At 65.4% G+C, this 17,709-nt stretch carries 20 protein-coding genes and 1 tRNA gene; 8 read left to right on the top strand and 13 right to left on the bottom strand.

Going from position 1 to position 17,709, the window contains the following annotated elements; all coding sequences use genetic code 11:
• Positions 1 to 134: 134 nt before the first annotated feature.
• Both C493_RS02835 and C493_RS02830 read right to left on the bottom strand, forming a co-directional pair.
• Positions 135 to 836, bottom strand: coding sequence for a DUF2270 domain-containing protein (locus C493_RS02835; protein WP_007257888.1), 702 nt, complete (start codon positions 834 to 836; stop codon positions 135 to 137).
• A 105-nt stretch (positions 837 to 941) separates the two neighbouring features.
• Positions 942 to 2,660, bottom strand: coding sequence for a potassium channel family protein (locus C493_RS02830; protein ID WP_007257887.1), 1,719 nt, complete (start codon positions 2,658 to 2,660; stop codon positions 942 to 944).
• 471 nt (positions 2,661 to 3,131) lie between these two features.
• On the opposite strand from C493_RS02830, the gene C493_RS02825 reads away from it, so the two are divergent.
• Together C493_RS02825 and C493_RS02820 are read left to right on the top strand one after the other, a co-directional pair.
• Positions 3,132 to 3,473 (top strand): DUF5798 family protein, encoded by a 342-nt coding sequence (locus C493_RS02825; protein ID WP_007257886.1) that lies wholly within the window; start codon positions 3,132 to 3,134, stop codon positions 3,471 to 3,473.
• Positions 3,474 to 3,747: 274 nt separating this feature from the next.
• A complete protein-coding gene (locus tag C493_RS02820) occupies positions 3,748 to 4,929 on the top strand; it encodes a class 1 isoprenoid biosynthesis enzyme (protein ID WP_007257885.1) in 1,182 nt (393 codons plus the stop codon).
• Positions 4,930 to 4,965: 36 nt separating this feature from the next.
• Here the strand turns inward: C493_RS02820 and C493_RS02815 are convergent, their stop codons facing one another.
• From C493_RS02815 to C493_RS02800, 4 genes are all read right to left on the bottom strand, one after another.
• Complete coding sequence (locus C493_RS02815) at positions 4,966 to 5,376, bottom strand: CoA-binding protein (protein WP_007257884.1); 411 nt, start codon at positions 5,374 to 5,376, stop codon at positions 4,966 to 4,968.
• Between the two features lie 153 nt (positions 5,377 to 5,529).
• Positions 5,530 to 6,159: an RAD55 family ATPase gene (locus C493_RS02810; protein ID WP_007257883.1), complete on the bottom strand. Its 630-nt coding sequence runs from the start codon at positions 6,157 to 6,159 to the stop codon at positions 5,530 to 5,532.
• A gap of 168 nt (positions 6,160 to 6,327) precedes the next feature.
• A complete protein-coding gene (locus tag C493_RS02805; protein WP_007257882.1) occupies positions 6,328 to 7,185 on the bottom strand; it encodes a geranylgeranylglycerol-phosphate geranylgeranyltransferase in 858 nt (285 codons plus the stop codon).
• A gap of 224 nt (positions 7,186 to 7,409) precedes the next feature.
• Positions 7,410 to 7,592, bottom strand: coding sequence for a DUF7511 domain-containing protein (locus C493_RS02800; protein ID WP_007257881.1), 183 nt, complete (start codon positions 7,590 to 7,592; stop codon positions 7,410 to 7,412).
• 157 nt (positions 7,593 to 7,749) lie between these two features.
• Between C493_RS02800 and C493_RS02795 the strand changes: the two genes are divergently transcribed.
• The 3 genes from C493_RS02795 to C493_RS23325 all read left to right on the top strand — a co-directional run bounded on the left by C493_RS02795 (position 7,750) and on the right by C493_RS23325 (position 9,737).
• Positions 7,750 to 7,824 (top strand) — tRNA-Arg (locus C493_RS02795).
• A gap of 446 nt (positions 7,825 to 8,270) precedes the next feature.
• Positions 8,271 to 9,215, top strand: coding sequence for an amidohydrolase family protein (locus C493_RS02790; RefSeq protein WP_007257880.1), 945 nt, complete (start codon positions 8,271 to 8,273; stop codon positions 9,213 to 9,215).
• 369 nt (positions 9,216 to 9,584) lie between these two features.
• Positions 9,585 to 9,737 (top strand): hypothetical protein, encoded by a 153-nt coding sequence (locus C493_RS23325; protein ID WP_162832286.1) that lies wholly within the window; start codon positions 9,585 to 9,587, stop codon positions 9,735 to 9,737.
• Between the two features lie 265 nt (positions 9,738 to 10,002).
• Here the strand turns inward: C493_RS23325 and C493_RS02785 are convergent, their stop codons facing one another.
• Positions 10,003 to 10,257: a Sec-independent protein translocase subunit TatA/TatB gene (locus C493_RS02785; protein WP_007257879.1), complete on the bottom strand. Its 255-nt coding sequence runs from the start codon at positions 10,255 to 10,257 to the stop codon at positions 10,003 to 10,005.
• Between the two features lie 197 nt (positions 10,258 to 10,454).
• Here C493_RS02785 and C493_RS02780 point away from each other — a divergent pair, with 197 nt between their 5' ends.
• Positions 10,455 to 11,618 (top strand): GNAT family N-acetyltransferase, encoded by a 1,164-nt coding sequence (locus C493_RS02780; RefSeq protein WP_007257878.1) that lies wholly within the window; start codon positions 10,455 to 10,457, stop codon positions 11,616 to 11,618.
• 36 nt (positions 11,619 to 11,654) lie between these two features.
• On the opposite strand, the gene C493_RS24015 is transcribed toward C493_RS02780, so the two are convergent.
• The 4 genes from C493_RS24015 to C493_RS02765 all read right to left on the bottom strand — a co-directional run bounded on the left by C493_RS24015 (position 11,655) and on the right by C493_RS02765 (position 14,133).
• On the bottom strand, positions 11,655 to 11,789 hold the full coding sequence (locus C493_RS24015) for a hypothetical protein (RefSeq protein ID WP_007257877.1): 135 nt from the start codon (positions 11,787 to 11,789) through the stop codon (positions 11,655 to 11,657).
• Between the two features lie 297 nt (positions 11,790 to 12,086).
• Positions 12,087 to 12,326, bottom strand: a complete 240-nt coding sequence (locus C493_RS23205; protein ID WP_007257876.1) for a hypothetical protein — start codon at positions 12,324 to 12,326, stop codon at positions 12,087 to 12,089.
• 68 nt (positions 12,327 to 12,394) lie between these two features.
• Positions 12,395 to 13,099: a MaoC family dehydratase gene (locus C493_RS02770; RefSeq protein WP_007257875.1), complete on the bottom strand. Its 705-nt coding sequence runs from the start codon at positions 13,097 to 13,099 to the stop codon at positions 12,395 to 12,397.
• A 206-nt stretch (positions 13,100 to 13,305) separates the two neighbouring features.
• Positions 13,306 to 14,133 (bottom strand): alpha/beta fold hydrolase, encoded by an 828-nt coding sequence (locus C493_RS02765; protein ID WP_007257874.1) that lies wholly within the window; start codon positions 14,131 to 14,133, stop codon positions 13,306 to 13,308.
• A gap of 85 nt (positions 14,134 to 14,218) precedes the next feature.
• On the opposite strand from C493_RS02765, the gene C493_RS02760 reads away from it, so the two are divergent.
• A complete protein-coding gene (locus C493_RS02760; RefSeq protein WP_007257873.1) occupies positions 14,219 to 14,425 on the top strand; it encodes a hypothetical protein in 207 nt (68 codons plus the stop codon).
• A gap of 101 nt (positions 14,426 to 14,526) precedes the next feature.
• On the opposite strand, the gene C493_RS02755 is transcribed toward C493_RS02760, so the two are convergent.
• Both C493_RS02755 and C493_RS02750 read right to left on the bottom strand, forming a co-directional pair.
• Complete coding sequence (locus tag C493_RS02755; RefSeq protein WP_007257872.1) at positions 14,527 to 16,104, bottom strand: uracil-xanthine permease family protein; 1,578 nt, start codon at positions 16,102 to 16,104, stop codon at positions 14,527 to 14,529.
• Between the two features lie 214 nt (positions 16,105 to 16,318).
• Positions 16,319 to 16,741 (bottom strand): hypothetical protein, encoded by a 423-nt coding sequence (locus tag C493_RS02750; protein ID WP_193787890.1) that lies wholly within the window; start codon positions 16,739 to 16,741, stop codon positions 16,319 to 16,321.
• 305 nt (positions 16,742 to 17,046) lie between these two features.
• Here C493_RS02750 and C493_RS02745 point away from each other — a divergent pair, with 305 nt between their 5' ends.
• A complete protein-coding gene (locus C493_RS02745; RefSeq protein ID WP_007257870.1) occupies positions 17,047 to 17,676 on the top strand; it encodes a hypothetical protein in 630 nt (209 codons plus the stop codon).
• Positions 17,677 to 17,709 lie beyond the last annotated feature (33 nt).

The following is a 17,709-nucleotide window of genomic DNA, read 5'->3' as shown; positions in this document are numbered from 1 at the left end:
AAATCGCCAGCCTGCGACGCACTCGAGGGCGGTCGTTTCCGTCGCGGCTGTATAGTAGCCACTGAAAGTCACTGCACACCTGATCGCAGTACAGCGTTGCGATCAGTGTGTAAATCGTTTCAGTGGCTACTATATTATTCCGCGTCGATATCCGCGTGTTCGGCCGACCCGGATTCACCGCGTTCTTTCGAGGAGTGTGGAACGGCGAGGACGAGCAGTGCGACGAAGTACGCGGCGACGGCGCCCACGACGATCCGGCCGTCGATTCCAGGGAGAGCAGCGGCCTCGAGGAAGGAGTCGTCGGGGTTGAACGCCCAGACGTGAAACACCCAGCCGAGCAAGACGGCGCTCATCAGCGGAAGGTACACGCGTCGTAGCCGATGACTGAACGCGGCTCGGTAGCCGAGTTTCGGCGCCGGGTCGCGGTAGTCTGCGCTCAACTCCGCGCGCCAGGCGTCCTGTTCGATTCCCTTGGAGGGATCCAGCGCGTTGGCAAAGAGGTTCTCCTGCAAGACCCGCACTCGAGAGCGCCAGATGTCGTAATCGCGGAACCGTCGGGCCTCGATGAACAGGAAGACAGTTCCCATCATGAGCCCGGCGAGGATCACCGCGTGGGAGACCTCGCCGGAGAAGGCGTAGGCGACGATCGCTGACGTGACCGTTACCGCCCAGTTGGTCGTCGTGTCGAGGCGGCTCCGCCACTCGACAGTGCGCTCCATCTCGCCGCGGTAGAGGTGCGCCGCGACGGAGCCGAGGCCGGTGCTGTCGTCGACCATTTCGCGACCGATCTCCTTCTGTTCGGCCTCCTCCGGATCGAACTCCGATTCCTCAGCCATGCGTGTTGCCACGTGTCACGGTGGCATCGTCCTTTCCACTGGCCTCGTACGGAGAGGTTCTCCCGACGCGAAACGTCTCGAACGGGCTTGCTCCATCGGTGTGTTTCACCCATCGTCTGGCTCGTCGTCGCGGTCGACGCCGGTATCAGCGCTCGCCTCATTGTCGTTTCCCTTCCCGCGATCGGATCGGTCACCGTAGGTGTCGCGGAACCGGCCAATCTGGGCGTCGGTACCGGCGACCACCAGCTGATCGTCCGCGGTGAACCGCTCTCCGTCGACTGCGGTGTGTACGTCGTCGTCTCGCTCCACCGCGACGACGATACAGCCCGTTTCGTCCCGGATCGTCTCGAGCGACAGCGTCTCCCCCTCGAGTCCGGTCGCGTCCGTCTCGAGGAGGCGCAACTGCTCTTCGAAGGTCATGACCTCCTGTTCGAAGACGCGACGGGTGACCATGCGGCCGGCGACGTTCGGAAGCGCGAGCACGTAGTCGGCTCCCGCCGTCCGAAGCGCGTCGACGCTCGACGTGGCGCCGGCGCCGGCGATGAGCTCCAGTTCCGGGTTCAACGCGTTGGCAGTAAGCGTCGCGAGGATCGCGTCGGTGTCCCCATCGAGCGCGACGAGACACGTCTCGGCGGCGTCGACGCCGGCCTCGAGCAGCGTCGTCTCTTCGGTCGCATCGCCGACGACGTCGACGTTCTCGCCGTCTTCCCGGTCGACGACGGTCGACTCCAGCCCGGCGCGCTCGAGCGTTCCGGCGGCCGTCTGCCCGACCAGTCCCGCGCCGAGCACGACGACGGGATCGCCCGTGGTCTGGTAGCGCGTTCCCGCGGTTCCGGTCGCATCGGTAACGGCCTCGAGGTCGTCGTCGGTGCCGGCGACGAGCAGCGACGTGTTCTCGTCGATCGTCGCCGGATGCGACAGCGTGGTGACGAAGTCGCCCCGGACCCAGGCACCGAGGATGGTTCCGCCGCTCCCCGCGTCCTCGAGGCCCCGCGTGGCGGCGAGTGGCTCCCCGAAGAGGTCGGTGTCCGGGTCGACGTGGAACTCGGCGACATCGAGTTCCTCTCCCAGTTCGAGGCCGGTAAAATCCGGACTGACGACGTTTCGTACGCGGTCGCCGAGGGCCTTTCCGAGGCGGTGTCTGGGCGAGAGCACCTCGTCGACGCCCGCGTAGCGAAAGTACCTGGCGGCCGCGGGGTCGAAAACCAGCGGGACGACGGTCGCCGTCGGATCCCGACTTTCGATCGCGAGCACGGTCCGAAACAGGTCGCGCTCGGTCGCGTCGACGACGACTGCGGTCGCGTCCTCGAGACGGGCCGCCTCGAGCGTCTCGTCGGTTCCCGGATCGCCGTGAAGGACGGTGAACCCGTTCTCGTGAAGCGTCTGTGCGCGCTCGTCGTCGGATTCGACGATCACCGACGCCGTCCCGCCGGCCTCGAGTTCGTCGACTAGGGTGTCACAGAGGTCGGTGTAGCCGACGACGATGACGTGGTCCTCGACGTGATCGATCTCCGTCGGCGGCGTCGGCTGGACCAGCGTCTCGAGCCAGGGGACGACGAACTGCGGAATCGCGACCGCGATGTAGGCGATGCCGGTCACCTGGATCAACACCACCAGCGCGGTCATCTCGAGGGTCTCCCAGGGTGCGTCCTGTCCGTAACCCGTGGTCGTCATCGACTGGACGACGAACTCGAGAGACTGGTACCAGGTCCGTGACTCGCCCTCGAAGGCGGCCATTCCCCACCGGTAGACCAGCGAGTAGAGGCCGATCAGCAACAGGAGGGACGCGACGTAAATCGCGAGCCGTCTGGTGAGTGCGACCACCGTCGGTCACCGTCCAGTCAGGGTAGCGGCCGCAGACGGATCGCTCCCGGTCGGTCGCGGTTCCCCTCGGTTCGAATCGATCATACGTCGAGGGTCACCGTCGCGACGTATCGTTCTTACAGGCGGCTTTCGCCGCCGTGGACGAGTCGACCCGCTAGTCGGCTTCGGCGTCGATTCTTTCGACCGTCCCGTCGAGACGTCACGTCGTTGAATCGGTCCCCGAGCGGGGTTCTTCTCCGTCGCGGATCTGCAGTTCGATCGAAAGGACGCCGTTCGTGTAGTCGGCGCTGATCTCGTCGTCGTCGCTCCACGGTCGCCGAACAATCGCGATACCGTCTCGAGGCGTTGCGTCCAGGTGTTTGCAGTCGTCGGAGCATCGCCGCTGGTGTGCTAGTTACCACCACCAAACACGACGTTCGATTCGTGTGACGGAGGAAAAGGCCCATTAGCGCCCCGACACATCGTCGACGTATGGGACTTGGCAGCACCGCAAAGAAGATTCAGGGTCTCTCCGACCGCGCAGAAGCGATGTACAAACAGGTACAGGAACTCCAGCAGCGAATTATCGGCCTCGAGGAGGAGGTCGACGACACCCACGATACGGTCGAGCGCCTCGACCACCAGATCGCCGAGCAGCGCGAACTCTTGCTCGCCATCGCCGACGAACACGACATCGACGGCGAGCAGATCCTCGCCGAGGCCGCCATCGACGAGGCCGAACTCGAGGCCGAGAGCGAGGACGGCGACGCCGCGGACGACACGGACGGGGGCAACGGCACCGAGGCCGAAGCCAGCGACGCGACCGCCGAATAATCGCCCCCATCTCGGTTCGGCCAGGGTGACACACGTCCTCTCGTAGTCACTGACCGTTACTGCACGGCTGATCGTACGAGGACTGTGCGAGCAGTGTGTCACTCGTTTCAGTCGGTCCGCTGTTCGGGGTGAACAGGCGCAAAACCTCGCCCTTCAGGGTTGGGAGGATGTCAAGCCGGCCTCCATTTCCACGTGCGAGACCGCACACGGGGGATCGAGCGACCGACCCAATCAGCACACTAATTACGTGTAGTTGATAAGTGACGCGTAACCGATGGGCTCATCCCTGAACGGCCTCCTCGACGCGCGGGATCTCGATCTCTCTCCCGCCGTTCGAGCGACCGCTCGGTCCTACGCCGACCAGGGCGGTCTCCTCGGCGCGTTCGTCTACGCGCTCGTCGACCTCGAGACCGACGACCCGGAACTCGCCGCCGCGCTAGCGTCGATTCCGACGGACCTCTTCGCGGCGAGCAGTCTCCACGACGACGCGATCGACGAATCCGGGACGTGGGACGCTCGGCACCGAAAGCGACGGTTGAACGAACGCGTCACGCTCGGCGATCTCGCCTTCGTCGACGTCGTCGAGACCGCCGCCGCTCTTCCGAGCGACGTCGATCTGGGTTCCGCCCTCGAGACGGTTCGGCAAATCGGCGCGGGCCAGCTCCGCGAGGAGTCCGTCGACCCGGCGACGGCGACCCTCGAGGACGCGCTCGGCCGACTCGAAGACCGCGGTGCCGTCTGGGGCGACCTCGCGACCGCGCTGGTCGACGCCACCGGGGGGTACTCGTCGGCGCAACTTGAGGCGCTTCACCGGCTAGCATCCGAGGGGATGGTCGTACTGGCCGTCCTCGACGACGTCGAGGATCTCCCGACCGACGTCGACAACGGCGTCGCGACCGTCCCCCGCGCGCTCTACGACGGCGACCTCGCCGCGGCCGACTCGACGGACGACGCCGTCGAGGCCTTTCTGGCGTCTGGTGCCCCCACACGACTCGAGGCGCTGCTCGCCGAGCGATCCGCCGCGCTCGAAGCCGCCACGCTCGCGTTTTCCGAGACGCTCTACCACTCGGACGCGGCACTGCTCGCGGCCGTCCGTCGGGCGCTGTCGTGGTACTGCGGGCGGATCTGTTCGGTGCCGGTCGAACGAACCGTGCCGGAGAACCGCCAGCGAGCGCTACGCGCGCAGTTGGCAGGTCCCGCCGAGAAGCGCCGGGAAACGATCGCGTCGGCCGTCGCCGAGTCGCCGATCGAGCCGTCGGCCGCGTCGATCGATCTCGACGCCGCAGTCGAGTCCGTCGTCGACCTCCCTCCCGAGTCGCTCGCGGACGTGCTGATCACGGGTACTCACGCGGCGACGATCTTCGACGACGCCGTGGCCACGTCGCTCCCGGACGCGCTCGAGTCCCTCGAGCGGTGCGTTTCGACCGACCGCCCGGGGTCGAACGTTCGAACCTGAGTGGGGTTGCAGGCCTGCTCAGGCCGTTCGGTCTGCTCAGGCCGCGAGCCGACGGTGCTCGACTTTCATACACCGATCTTGGACGACGGTTCGGCCGTCGTCTTCGGCCCGGGCTGCCGCCGCGTCGTCGCGGATCCCCTGTTGCGTCCAGATCACCTCGACGTCGTCGCGCTCGAGGGCTGCGTCGACGATTTCGCTCACCTCTTCGCTGGGTCTGAAGACGCAGACGACGTCGATAGATTCCTCGACGTCCCCGAGACCGTCGTAAACGTGTCGGCCGAAAATCTCCTCCGCGTACGGGTTGACCGGGATCACGTCGTACCCCCGCTCGAGCAGGTACCGCGGCACGTCGTGGGCGGCCTTTCCGGCCGTGCTCGAGCAACCGACGACGGCGATCGTCTCGTACTCGAGGACGGCCTCGAGCTCGTCCGTGGTGTCTCCTTGCATGGTGCCCGAGAGTACGGGTTCAGGGCTGAAACGTTTCGGGGTCCGCCGGGCATGCGTTCGTCGGAGTCCGCGAACGGCTCCGACGGACCCGACGCTCGCGGTGGTAGCGACTCCTCCGTTTTGGAGACGATGAACCGACGCCGCCCGGGCGTTTCAGGTCGAGAGTCCGGCCGTCCGGATCTCGGGCTCTTCGCCGTCGGCAGTCTCCTCGAGTTCGATGACCGCGTCGAACAGCTGTTTGAGCGTGTTCATGGTCTGGTCGTCGTGGGCCGTCGAGTCGATGACGTACAGGCCCAGGGCGTCGGCGCTTTGAATCCGACCCGTGAACACGTGGAGAAACCGGAACACAGTCTGGAGGTCGGAGTACATCAATAGCGTCGACACCGAGTGCAAGAGCACGCGATTCTCCGTCAGTCCCCGATCCTCGTAGAAGTGCTGGAGGAATTCGGAGAGTTTGATCCCGATCCCGGTCATGTCGACCGGCGACGAAGCGTACTTGATTCGCGGATCATCGTCGACGGTTCCGATGCCTCGCTGTTTGGTGACACAGTCGACGACGCCGACGTCCGGTTCGGTTCCGGACGCGACCTCGGTGAAACTCTCGAGGACCTTGTCGGCGCTGTCTTTGGTCGTGACAATGATCGATCCGTCGCCACGACCGGCACCACTCGCGAGAATATCGAAGGCGATCGCTCGCTTCCCCGTCAGCGGTGGGCCGGCGATAAGTACGTTCGTCCCGGCGTCGATGTCCGAATCCGGGAGGACGTCGGCGAGGTCATACATACCAGATACTCACATCCTACAGCCGCAGTGAGGACCGCTGGCTACTCCGGCGTGTGGTATGAAGATGCAGTATCCGGGTTATAGTACTTTTGATTGTACAGCCACGACTGGCCGGTTTGTGGGTGGTTGTGGCCGCTGGGACGATGTCGGTGGGCGATCGTCGAGCCCTCACAGTCCCGACGGAACGATGGTCGCTGCCCGCCCGACGATAAACGCCAGCGCGGCGAGAAACATCCCGTACTTGAGGTGTTCCTGCCCCGCCGTCGGATCCGCGAAACTCTCGTAGGTCGCGTACCCCATGATCGCCACCGCGGGCCCGACGACGACCAGGTAAGCGAGACCGAAATCCTCGAGCAACAGGTACGGAAGCGGACTCGCAATCGCCCCGACCGCCAGCAACGCCGTCGCGACGTACAGTGCCGGCCGCTCGCCGATCGCGATCGGCAGCGTGTTCAGCCCCTCCTCGCGGTCGCCCTCCACGTCCTCGACGTCCTTGATGATCTCCCGCGTGAGCGTCGCGATCGCCGAGAGCAAGAAGAGCACGGCCGCCGGCGCGACGTTCTCGACGGCGGCGGCGCCGAACAGAAACGTACTCCCCACGAGGTAGGCGACCAGCGCGTTTCCGAGCCCGGGCAGTCCCTTGAAGAGCTCCGTGTACGCGACCAGCGCGATAAGGTTGATCCCGGCGATCGCGAGCGCCAGCAGCGGCAGCACCAGCGCCAGCGCGACCGCGACCGCAAATAGGACGATACTGAACAGCAACGCTCCGCGCGGGCTGACCGCACCGCGCGGAATCGGCCTGTCGGGCTGGTTGATCCGGTCGATCTCCCGATCGAAGTAGTCGTTGATCGCGTTCCCGGCACCGACCGCAAGCCCCGTCGCGGCCACCGCAGCCCCGACCGCGACCGGCTGGTCGGTGATCCCGCCTGCGACAAACGCGCCGATGAAGGTGAGCACGCTCGCCGCGATCACGTTCACCGGCCGCGTCAACTCGAGCAACCCGCGACTCGTCTCGCCCGCTGTCATGGGCGTGAGTGGTCAGCGCTGGTGGATAAACGGTACGATCCGATACCTGTCACTCGAGTGTGACTGTTCCGGTCGAGATACCGCAAAATTGTGGCCTCGAGTTCCGCGATCCGGCTCGGTCATCGGATGTCCGCTCGTCGATGTGCGGCCTCGAGACTGTTCCCCGCCCCCGTAGTCATCGCCCGATCAGGTGCTGGCCGTGGCTGTCACTCCCGTCGCCGAGTCTAGCGCCACTCCTCGAGGTCACAGAGCGCACCGACCTCGATCGAGAGCCACTTGCTCACGCGGTCGTCGCCCTCGGCGTCGGCCGGGACGGCCGTCCAGATGTCCTCGTCGTCCGTGAGCAACTCCAGCGGTGCGTCTGCGGTCCGACCGTCGTCCGGGATCGGGGCTTCGTTCACCGTCATGCAGGTGCTCTTTCGTCATCGACGACAAAGACCCCGGGCGGCAATTTTCATCACCTGAGAACAGCAGAAAGATGGTCATCACGCCGGTGTGTCGAAGTCTGTCGCAACCGGTGCAAATCGAGTGACTTATACGGGACCGACGGAAATTCAGTAGTGAGGGCGCTTAGCTCAGTCTGGACAGAGTACTTGGCTTCGGACCAAGCTGTCGCGGGTTCAAATCCTGCAGCGCCCATGATTTTGCGACGAACGGACGTGAGGAGCGAATCATGTCCGCAAAGGATTTGAAATAGAGAACGCCGAGTGAAGCGAGGCGTTCGCGTGGTTCAAATCCTGCAGCACGTTCCTCGAGGCCGGTTGAACGTTCGAGAAGTGATAACAGGCGTCCAACTCCCGCTCGAGCGAACCACTCCATCGAGATACCAACCGCCAACCGGGTACTCGACGCGACGGCAACGCGAGCAAAACGCGAGTCGGCGACGAGTACCGTCCACCGAGCGACCGACCTGTTGGGTGTCATGGAATAGTACTATCCGCCGTACTGTGGAACGATAGCATATGTCTCGCTCGTCGTCATCTTCCGACGACTCGTCCGCTCGCGGTTCTGGCTCGAGCGAATCGGACGCCAATGACGCACCGCACGGAGGGACGACTTCGACGCGGCGACGGTATCTCGCGTTCGTGGGCGGGTACGGTGGCCTCTCTGCAACCACCTCCGGGTTCGCGTCTCCCGACACCGGTTCCGACGGGTCGACAGCGGCGTCGGACGACGGCGGGCCGGACGACGTCGACGACCTTCCGCTGTTCGACGCTCACACGCACATCACGCCGGCCGGAGCGCGAGGTCGCGAGCCGCTCTCGGCGGCGCAACTCGTCGACTGGATGGACGCCGTCGGCGTCGATCGGGCGGTCGTCCTCCCGTTCGATTCGCCCGAGAGCTTCCCGGTCCAGGTGCCGACGCCCTGGGTGCTCGAGGAGGTCGAGGCGTACCCCGACCGACTCGTGCCGTTCTGTTCGATCGATCCGTGGGACGTCGACGACTGGGAAACCGCGACCGAACTGCTCGAGCGTTACATCGAGCGCGGTGCCCGCGGGTTCGGCGAGCTCAAAGTCGAAATGGACATCGACGACGACCGCCTCGAGCCGCTGTACGAACGCTGTGGCGACTACGGGCTTCCGATCATCTTCCACACCGACCAGCACACGATGACGGACGACGTCGGTCTCCCGCGTCTCGAGGACGTCCTCGCCTCGTATCCGGACGTCGACTTCGTCGCCCACGCCCACGGCTGGTGGGCGCACATTGACGGGGACGTCGAGCCGGCCGATCTCGGCGACATTCCGGAGGGGGAGATCACCTCACGCGGCCGAATCTGGGACCTGCTCACAGAGTACGATAACGTCTACGGCGACATTTCGACGCTGGCGGGCTGGAACGCGCTCACGCGCGACCGCGAGGCCGGACAGGCGTTTCTCGAGGCACACCACGACCAGATCGTGTTCGGGAGCGACTACCTCTTTCCCGACCAGGCGATTCCACACCTCGATCTGTTCGACGAATTCGACCTCGAGCTCGATGCGTGGGCGGATATTCGGTATCGAAATATCGAGGGGCTGCTTCGTTGAACCGACGGTCGTGGGCAGGGGGACGTTCGGTGCGGAACGATTCAGGGCACACGTCCTGTCGTCGATTTTCGGAGTGCCCGTGCTCGGTTCGTTCGCTCTCGCCGATGGGGTCGTCAATACCCCGAGTAATTCGAATTTCGGGAGCTGCGTCAAAAGATCGACTGCGGCCGCGGTCCATGTGGCCACAGTAGCCTGAGGGACCGGTTTCCGAGCGCTGTTCTCTATTCTATTTGATTTGCAGTAGATATAAGCCATTACAGCACAGTAAACTGAACAGAGCACGCTCTCGAACAGTCGCCGGGTATGTGCTGAAAACGTCCCGAACGACCGCCGAACCGCCCGCATCGAGCCAATCCAGCCGACATCCACATGACGAAACCACCGACCACAGACGACGCGTCCGCGCGGCCGACCTGCCCGAAGTGCGACGGCCCTCGAGCGACCACGATGGTCCTCGGCCCGACGGTCGGCGTCGTCTCGCCCTGTGGGTGTCGCATCTATCCGCGCCCGTCCTTCGAGTAACGAGACACGCCGGCCTCGAGTCGACTCCCTCGCCACTCGAGTCGCGGCGGAGAGCCGGGGCCGACGGCGTCTACGACACACTACCAGCATTCGAACCACACCCCACAGAGCCGTCGGCGCCGGCCCGCAATCGGGGCTCGAGCGACGCACGGCGACGGCGACCGGGCGAGTGGGCACACCGAATCCACGCGCTCGAGGAAACTGATGACACTACGGAGCGAACTGTCACAAAAGGGAGGTAGCCGATGGGAGTCGAAGCGAGTCGTTACGATTCGGGTTGGGCCTCGGTGGCCGGCTGGGTCTCGGCGCTCGAGTCGACCTCGGTGGTCGGGTCGCGAAGCTCCTCGAGTTCGTTCTCGACTTTCGCCTGTCCTTTCTTGAATTCGCCGGTGGACTCGCCGATCGAGCGGGCGAGCTTCGGGATTTTCTGTGCGCCGAAGAGCAAGATCGCGATCCCGACGATGATCAGCAGCTCAGGGCCGCCGGGGATCGGAGCGAACAGCGGGGCGAGTGATGTCACGGTCAGAACGCCACCGGGAACGTATGTAGGCTTTTCCCTCGCACTCGCAGCGCGTGAGAGCGCGCCGGTCATCCAATCGGCTCCGCCTGTTCCGCTGTTTTCGCCCCTAAATGTGTATTGTTTGACATCAATTCGACGAGCGAAAATCGCTGAAATAAGGTCTCGATTACTATGCCCACTCGGTCGATGATCGGAATATGTTCAGTTGGACGCGGCGCCCTTCGTATCAGAAACGGTACGAGAGCGGCGGCGACGAGTACACCGTTCGACAGTATCGCGACTCGGATCGCGACGACCTGATCGCCCTCTATCAGGACGTGCTCGATCCCGACCTCTCGAGTGCGTGGCTCGCCTGGAAGTACGAAACGAATCCGTACGTCGAGGACGTCCCGATCTACGTCGCCGAGTACGAGGGAACGGTCGTCGGCGCGAGCGGCTTCTGGATCCTGTCGTTGTACACGGGCGAGACGGACAGGCGCGTCGTCCAGCCGTGTGACGCCGCCGTGCGCCCGGCCCATCAGAAACGGGGACTGTTCACGCAGATCCTCGAGTTGGCGCTCGAGCGCCTCGACGACGAGGGTATCGACCTCGTCTTCGATTTTCCGAACGAACTCACGCAGACGACGTGGGAGAATTACGGCTGGCGACAGGTGCAACACCAGGAACTGTACTACCGCGTCCAGCGGCCCGCTGCGCTGATCGACGCCGAGCGAGCGGGGCCGGCCGAACCACTGCTCGACCGCGGGACGGAACGCCTCGCGCGCGGCTATCTGGCGGCTGTCGCCCGCCGCCGTTCCTCGACGTTCGATCGATCCGCGATCGACGTCGAGCGGACCGGCGCGATTCCGGCGGCGACGCTCGCGACCCTCTATCGCCGCGCGGTTCCCGACGCGTTCCACCTGCTGCGCGACGAGACGTTCTACGAGTGGCGCTTTGGCAACCCCTACTGGGAGTACGAGACGTTCGTCGGCCGGTACGACGGCTCGCCGATCGTCGCGGTGGTGACGGGAACCCGGCGGATGAACGGTGCGACTGTAACGCGACTCACCGACGTCGTCCCGCTCGTCTCGAATCGGGCTCGAGCGGCGGCGTTCGGGCCCGTCCTCGAATCGATTCTCGAGGTCAACGACGACGCGGCGCTGGTCGTCGCGCCGTCGGACTCGGTTCCGCAGTCGGTGCTCTCCGCGTACGGCTTCCGAAGCAACGACGCGCCTCCGCTGTCGCTGGTCGAGACGCCGACCGTTCACGGCGTCTGCGTGCTGGACGAGGAGACCGGGCCCGAACACTGGCTCGTCGACGGGAACTGTCTCTCCGACCCCGACGACTGGTGTCTGACGTTCGCAGAACACGATACGGGGTAGTCGGGGGCCGTCGGCCGCTAGCTCCGGTCGACGGACTCACGACTCCCGTTCGGAGTACTGGAGTTCGACGCCGGGGTCCGCGAACGCGGTCCACCAGAACCACCACAGCGCCGTGTAGAGGAGCGATGCGGTCGTCGCGAACGCGAGCATCGGTTCGGGTGGCGGCGTCATAGTGCGGGTACCGAGGCGACGTTCGAATCGGCGATCCATCGCCAGTCGCTCGCGCGACGAGCGTTTCGACCCGTCGCACAAGAATGCTGGGTGGTACCACGCCACTATAGTAAAACGTTGTCACCTGGCGGATTCGGCCACTCTCGGTCGCACTGACCGGAGCGCTCTCGCGACTCGACGGTAGCGCGGGACCCAGCGGTAGCGAGTGTGTCACGCTCGAGGGATCCAGTGATCGACCTCGGTTACGCCGTCGAGCGAGAAATGCAGCGGCTGGGTCCCGCGGTCGGTCGTGAGTGTTCAGTCCGACGGCGGGCGAACCATCGACGAGGCGGATCGCTCCGACGGGTCGTCGTCCGTGCCGGGCGTTTCGCCGTCTCCCGACGGAGCGACGCGTTTGAAGTCGCCGTTACCGCAGGTACACTCCTCCGAGACGCCGATCGGTCTGATCGTCCCGTCCGGCCGCTGTTCGGAGACGAACACCGATTCGCAGGCGCGACACACCGCGACGATCCTCGACTCCGATTCTGACCAGCTCATTACGTGTGAACTAGACTGGCGCGGCCATCACCGTTGCTCCAACGTGTTTTGGTCCCGCGAGATCGGCCTCAGTCCGGACTCGAGTCCGCGTCGTCGTCGCCGGGCGACGGCGCCTCGTCGATGACGACGACCGCTTCGCCGTCGATGACGGTCGTCTCGTCGGCGTTCTCGACGGTCGTGTGGAGCCGGTATCGCGTGTCGCCCAGTGCTTCGACGATTTCGCAGGTGGCCGTCACCGTCTCGCCGATTTCGACGGGCGCCTGGAACTCGAGGTCTTGTGAGAGGTAGACCGTGAGCCCGGGGAATCGGGCCAGGGCGGCGCTGATCGTCCCCGCGACGAGCGTGCCGTGGGCGATCCGGCCGTCGAACTGGGTGGCTTCGGCGAACGTCTCGGCGAGGTGGAGTCGGTTGGTGTCGCCGGAAACCTGTGCGAACGCGGAGACGTCGGTCGCCTCGATTGGCTTGGAAAATCGGACGTAATCACCGACGCCGAGGTCGTCGTACGCGTCCGTCGACCGCTCCATCAGCCACGTCTCGTCGCCGAAGGCGACTTCGGTGACCGGCGGGTCGACCGTCGACGTCGTTTTCGTTCGCGGTTCGTCACCCGTCCCCTCGCCCGCGGCCTCGGCCGACGGCGAAAACCCCATCGCAGCGAGCAGCGCGTTGTTCGCTTCGACGTAGCTGTTTGCGACGTGTCTCGAAACGCTCGACCACTGTTCGTTCGGTAATACCGCTCCGTCGGTGACGTCGGAATCCGGACAGTTACTGCTCATAGCATTGTGTCTCGTATGGGTCGACGTTCGAGTTCGGTCGACCCACGATACGCATTCGCACGCAACGACCTTCGTGTCGTTGCCAAATCACATTGGGTTGGCGGCGTCGGTTCGATCCGAGCCGCCAGCAGCTCAATACCGTCCGTCTCCGCGACGTGACTCGAGTCGAAGGCGGTGGTGGCGTCTGTCACTCGCTGGCCCGACGACTACGTGGCCGTCCGCTCGAGGAACGTCTCGGCCGCGTGATTGAACGAATTCGGCCGATCGAGGTTGACGAGGTGGCCCGACTCGTCGAACTCGAGGAGGTCACCGCGTTCGATTTCGTCGGCAAGTCGACGGCCCTGTCGCTTGACCAGCGGCGCCTCCTGTTCGCCGTGGACGATCAGCGTCGGCGTCTCGACGTGCGAGAGGTCGGTCGGCTCGTAGCGGTAGAGCGCGCCGAAGACTTTCCGGAACTCCCGGCGTTCGACCTGTCGGACGGCGTCCATCGCCTGCGACCGAACGTCGGGATCGACGGTGAGCCACTCCTCCCCTGTCGTCGCTCGGATCGAGGACAACATCGTTCGGAACGTCGTCGCGGGCCCCGAAAGCGACAGTGTGGTCGCAAGCGCCGGCATCGGCGAGACGAACGGTTTCGTTCCTGGCGGGAGCTCCACCGGCGGCATCGAGCGAACGGCGCCGCCGAGGATCGCTCCCGCAGCACGGTCCGGGTGGCGGTCCACGAACTCCTGGACGACCATCGAACCCAGCGAGAGCCCGCAGAGAACGGGCGCCTCGTCGCGGTCGAGGTGGGCCAGCAGGGCCTCGAGGTCGTCCGCGAACAGGTCGATCGTGTATCGGTCGACCGCCGTCGCGCCCGTTTTGCCGTGGCCGCGGACGTCGAACGTGATCACCTCGTACTCGTCGGCGAAGCGTTCGACCTGCGGGGCCCAGGCCTCGCCGTTCATCCAGCCGCCGTGGATGAACACGAGCGGCCGACCGTCGCCGCGGCTCTCGTACCAGAGCGTGCCGTCGTCGAGAGGGAGTTCTGCCATCGACGTCCAGTAAGACGGGCGAGGGGATAGCCTACGGGGTTGCACTGGACGAAAGAATTATCCGATTCTGATATGTGTTTCACGTATGACTACTTCGCAGACGGACTGGGTCGCAACGCTCGGCGTCCCGTTCGGACTCCTCGTACTCGGCTACGGCTACCTTTTCAGCGACGTCCTCCTCGCCATCATCGCGCTGACGCTGCTCGCGATTTGCCGGATTCTGTACCGCATCGAAGCGGCCCTCGACGGCGACGACGGCGGTGACGACAGTGACGGCGTCCTCGAGGGGTAACCGAAACGACGCTCGGATACGGTGCGGTACGAGACGACACGATACGACCGCGAAAAACCGAACCCGATCAGAACAGCACCAGAACCGAACTCGAGTCAGTTTCAGTTCTCCCGGTCGGTCCCCGTCCAGCGCTCCCAGAACGCGTCGAACTCGGACTCGTCTTCGGTGATCCGGTCCCACTGGGCGAGGCCGCGCTCCTTGCGGGTCCCCGGAATCGTGTTGTCGAGGATCAGCGCGGCGAGTCCGCCGATCGCCATCCCCGTCGAGCCGATGATGAAGACGATGTCGACGACCGCCTCCGCGGGCGTCTCGATCCACTCCGGATAGGCCGCGAGCGCGGCCTCGAGGCCGATCGCATCCCGAAACGCGAGCGTGCTTTCGAAGTTGCCCATGTAGGCCGGCACGGCCAATCCGACGAACAGCGCGAAGCCGATGACGAAGGTGTTCCGCGAGGCGGTGAGATCGACGTGTTTGAGCGTTCCGACGCCGACGGCGACGATCTGGGCGAACATGGCGATGAAGAGCCCGCCGACGATCGGGTCCGGAATGGTCGCGATCAGCTGGCCGAAGTAGCCGATGAAGCCGAAGACGAGCATGATCACGGCGCCGATCTGGACGACGTATCGGGAGGCGACGCCGGTCAGGCCGATCGCGCCGATGTTCTCGGAGTAGGAGGTCGAGCCGCTCGAGCCCATCACGCCGGAGAAGACGTTCATCAGTCCCTCCATCCCGATCCCGTGGTTGATTCGGCGTTCGCTCGGGGCGGCGGCGCCGGTCATGTTCGCGACGGCGTAGTAGTCGCCGATGCTCTCGACGATCGAGGCGAGGACGCCGGCGAACATCCCGACGATGAACGCCGTCGTGAACTCGGGCAGCCCCCACTGGAAGGGGTGGATCGGGAGCAAGAGTGACGTGTCGGTGACGTCGCCGAGCGAGACGTACCCGGGATGACCGCTCCCGAATACGCCGCCGATCGAGAGCGTCGCCGCCGCGAGCCAGGCGATTCCGATGCCGAGGATGACCGGATACAGTCTGAACGCCCGGTGTTTGAGGTCGAGGTACTGCGAGAACAGCAGGATGAGGCCGAGCGTCAGACCGAGCAACACCCAGCTCTGGTCCGTCGTCGTCACCTGATCGGCGTCGAACAGCGAGAGCCCGATCAGGGCGATCGTCGGGGCGATGACGACCGGCGAAAGGAACCGTCGAAGCTTCCCGACGAGGCCGAAGTATCCCATCGCGACCTGGACCGTCGCGGCGACGATAATCGCTCCCTGTAACTGTAGGAGGGCCGCCTCCCAGTTGTCTCCGGTGCCGACGCCGCCGGCCGTGACCACGGCGATGATGGCGAGCGCCGGCGCGAGCATCGAGAACGGCGCCCCCTGGACGATCGGATACCGATTCCCGAACGTCGTCTGGGCGAGCGTCGCGATCCCCGAAACGACGAAGAAGGTGCCGATGAACTGCGCCTGCACGTCGCTTGGCATCCCCATCGCCTCGGCCAGAATCAGCGGCACCGCGATGTTCGCCCCCACCATCGTCAGGTAGTGTTGAATCCCCAGCACCGCCGATTCGCCCACCGGCGGTTTGTCGCCGATTCCGTACTCGATATCGTCGCTGGCCTCGCGGTCCGCGCCGCCGCCAGCGTCCCGGTCTCCCGGGCTGTCCCCCGCTGTGCTCATAGACTCGTCGGATAACTGGGCAGCGAAACTAAATGGATGTTGATCCGTCCCGTCGCCTGTCACCGCGCGTAGGGGTCCCCAGCGGGCGGTGTTCACACTCCGGTCGCGAGAGATGCCGAGACTCGAGAGCGCCGTCGTCGAGCGCCAGATCGTTCGAAAGAGCGGACGCTACGCGTCGGGCGTCGACGAATCGAGAAAGCGGTGTCGGCGGTCGTTACTGGTCTTCGAGCGCGTCGGCGATGCGCTTGAGCGCGCGCGTCTGGTCGCGCATCTCGTCGCGCATCTGTCGCACTTCCTGAACGAGTTCCTCGTTGCCGACCGACTCCTCGCCGCGGCCGCCTGGACCGCCGGGGCCGCCGCCCATGCCGCCCGGACCGCCGCCCATCATGCCGCCCATCATCTGTGCGAACGGGTTCCCGCCACCGCCGCCCATACCGCCTGGGCCGCCACCGCCGCCGAACGGACTCTCCGGCGGCTCGCCCTCGCCTTCGCCTTCCTCGGCGCGCTTCTCGCGGATTTCCTCGACTCGCTCTCGGAAGGACTTCTCCTCGCCCTCGCTCTCGTCACCGTTACCGTCGGATGCGTTCTCGTCGGACATACCCTCGGATTCAGTACGACCGCGGAAAAGGATTGCCATATTTTGAACCGCCGACCCGTCTGCCGACGGCTCCCGGCGGTCGACAGTTTCGCGACGAGGGACGCCGAGACCGACTCGGGATCTGATCGTAATCGGGCGACTCGAGCGTGTTCCCGGCCGGATTCGGGAGCCGGCGTCCATCGACCACGAGCACTCAGGCCGAATTCTTGTGTCAGGAGTCGCCCAACGGGCGGGCATGGACTCGAGTACGGGAATCGGTTCGACAGACGGCACGCTCAGCAGCGCGAATCAACGCGGCGCGAGCGAGGCCTAACTCCGTGTCGCAGGACACCCGCACGTCCCGAGTGCGACTCACCAGACGACAGGCCATCGCGGGCGCCGGCGGTGCGCTCGCCGTCGGCACCGCAACCGGCGTCGCGGCCGGCAACGAGGAACCCGTAGACGCCGTCGTCGAGGCCGATCGCAACGGCGAACACGACTACCCCCGCTGTCTGTACAAGCCGAACGACGACGGCGAGTGGCGCCCCCTCTTGCCGATCAACGTCCACGCCCGCGCCTCGGGCGAGTCGTCCGCCCTCGAGGCCGTCGACGACGCGTTTTCGGGCCTCGGCGCCCTCGAGTGGACGCCGGTCTTTCCGGACGCGACGGCGAAGGCGTGGGACCCCGACGAGGACGCGCTCGTCGCGCCCGATTACTCCTACCGGCGACCCCGTCTCGGCGACGAGTGGAACCACGTCCACATCTGGGGCGTCGACGACGACCGCGTCGCGATTCACGCCCACCTCGACGTTATCGACCTCGCCGCTTCCCACTTCCACCGGGGCGATCACTACGGCGACGCGGCGGACGAGGTCGTCGACCACCTCCTCGATGAGGGCTGGACGGCGGAGACGCCCTACGAGATCGACTACGGCGTCGACGACGACCGACTCGAGCGGTGGGTCGAGACCGGCGACGCGAAACTGCGCTACTGACGTCGGCGGGCGTCGCCGCCGGTGTCGGCCGCC

Source organism: Natronolimnohabitans innermongolicus JCM 12255 (assembly GCF_000337215.1).
Classification (GTDB): domain Archaea; phylum Halobacteriota; class Halobacteria; order Halobacteriales; family Natrialbaceae; genus Natronolimnohabitans; species Natronolimnohabitans innermongolicus.
The sequence above is the reverse complement of the archived record's forward strand: the minus strand, read 5'-3'. Positions and strand labels throughout refer to the sequence as shown.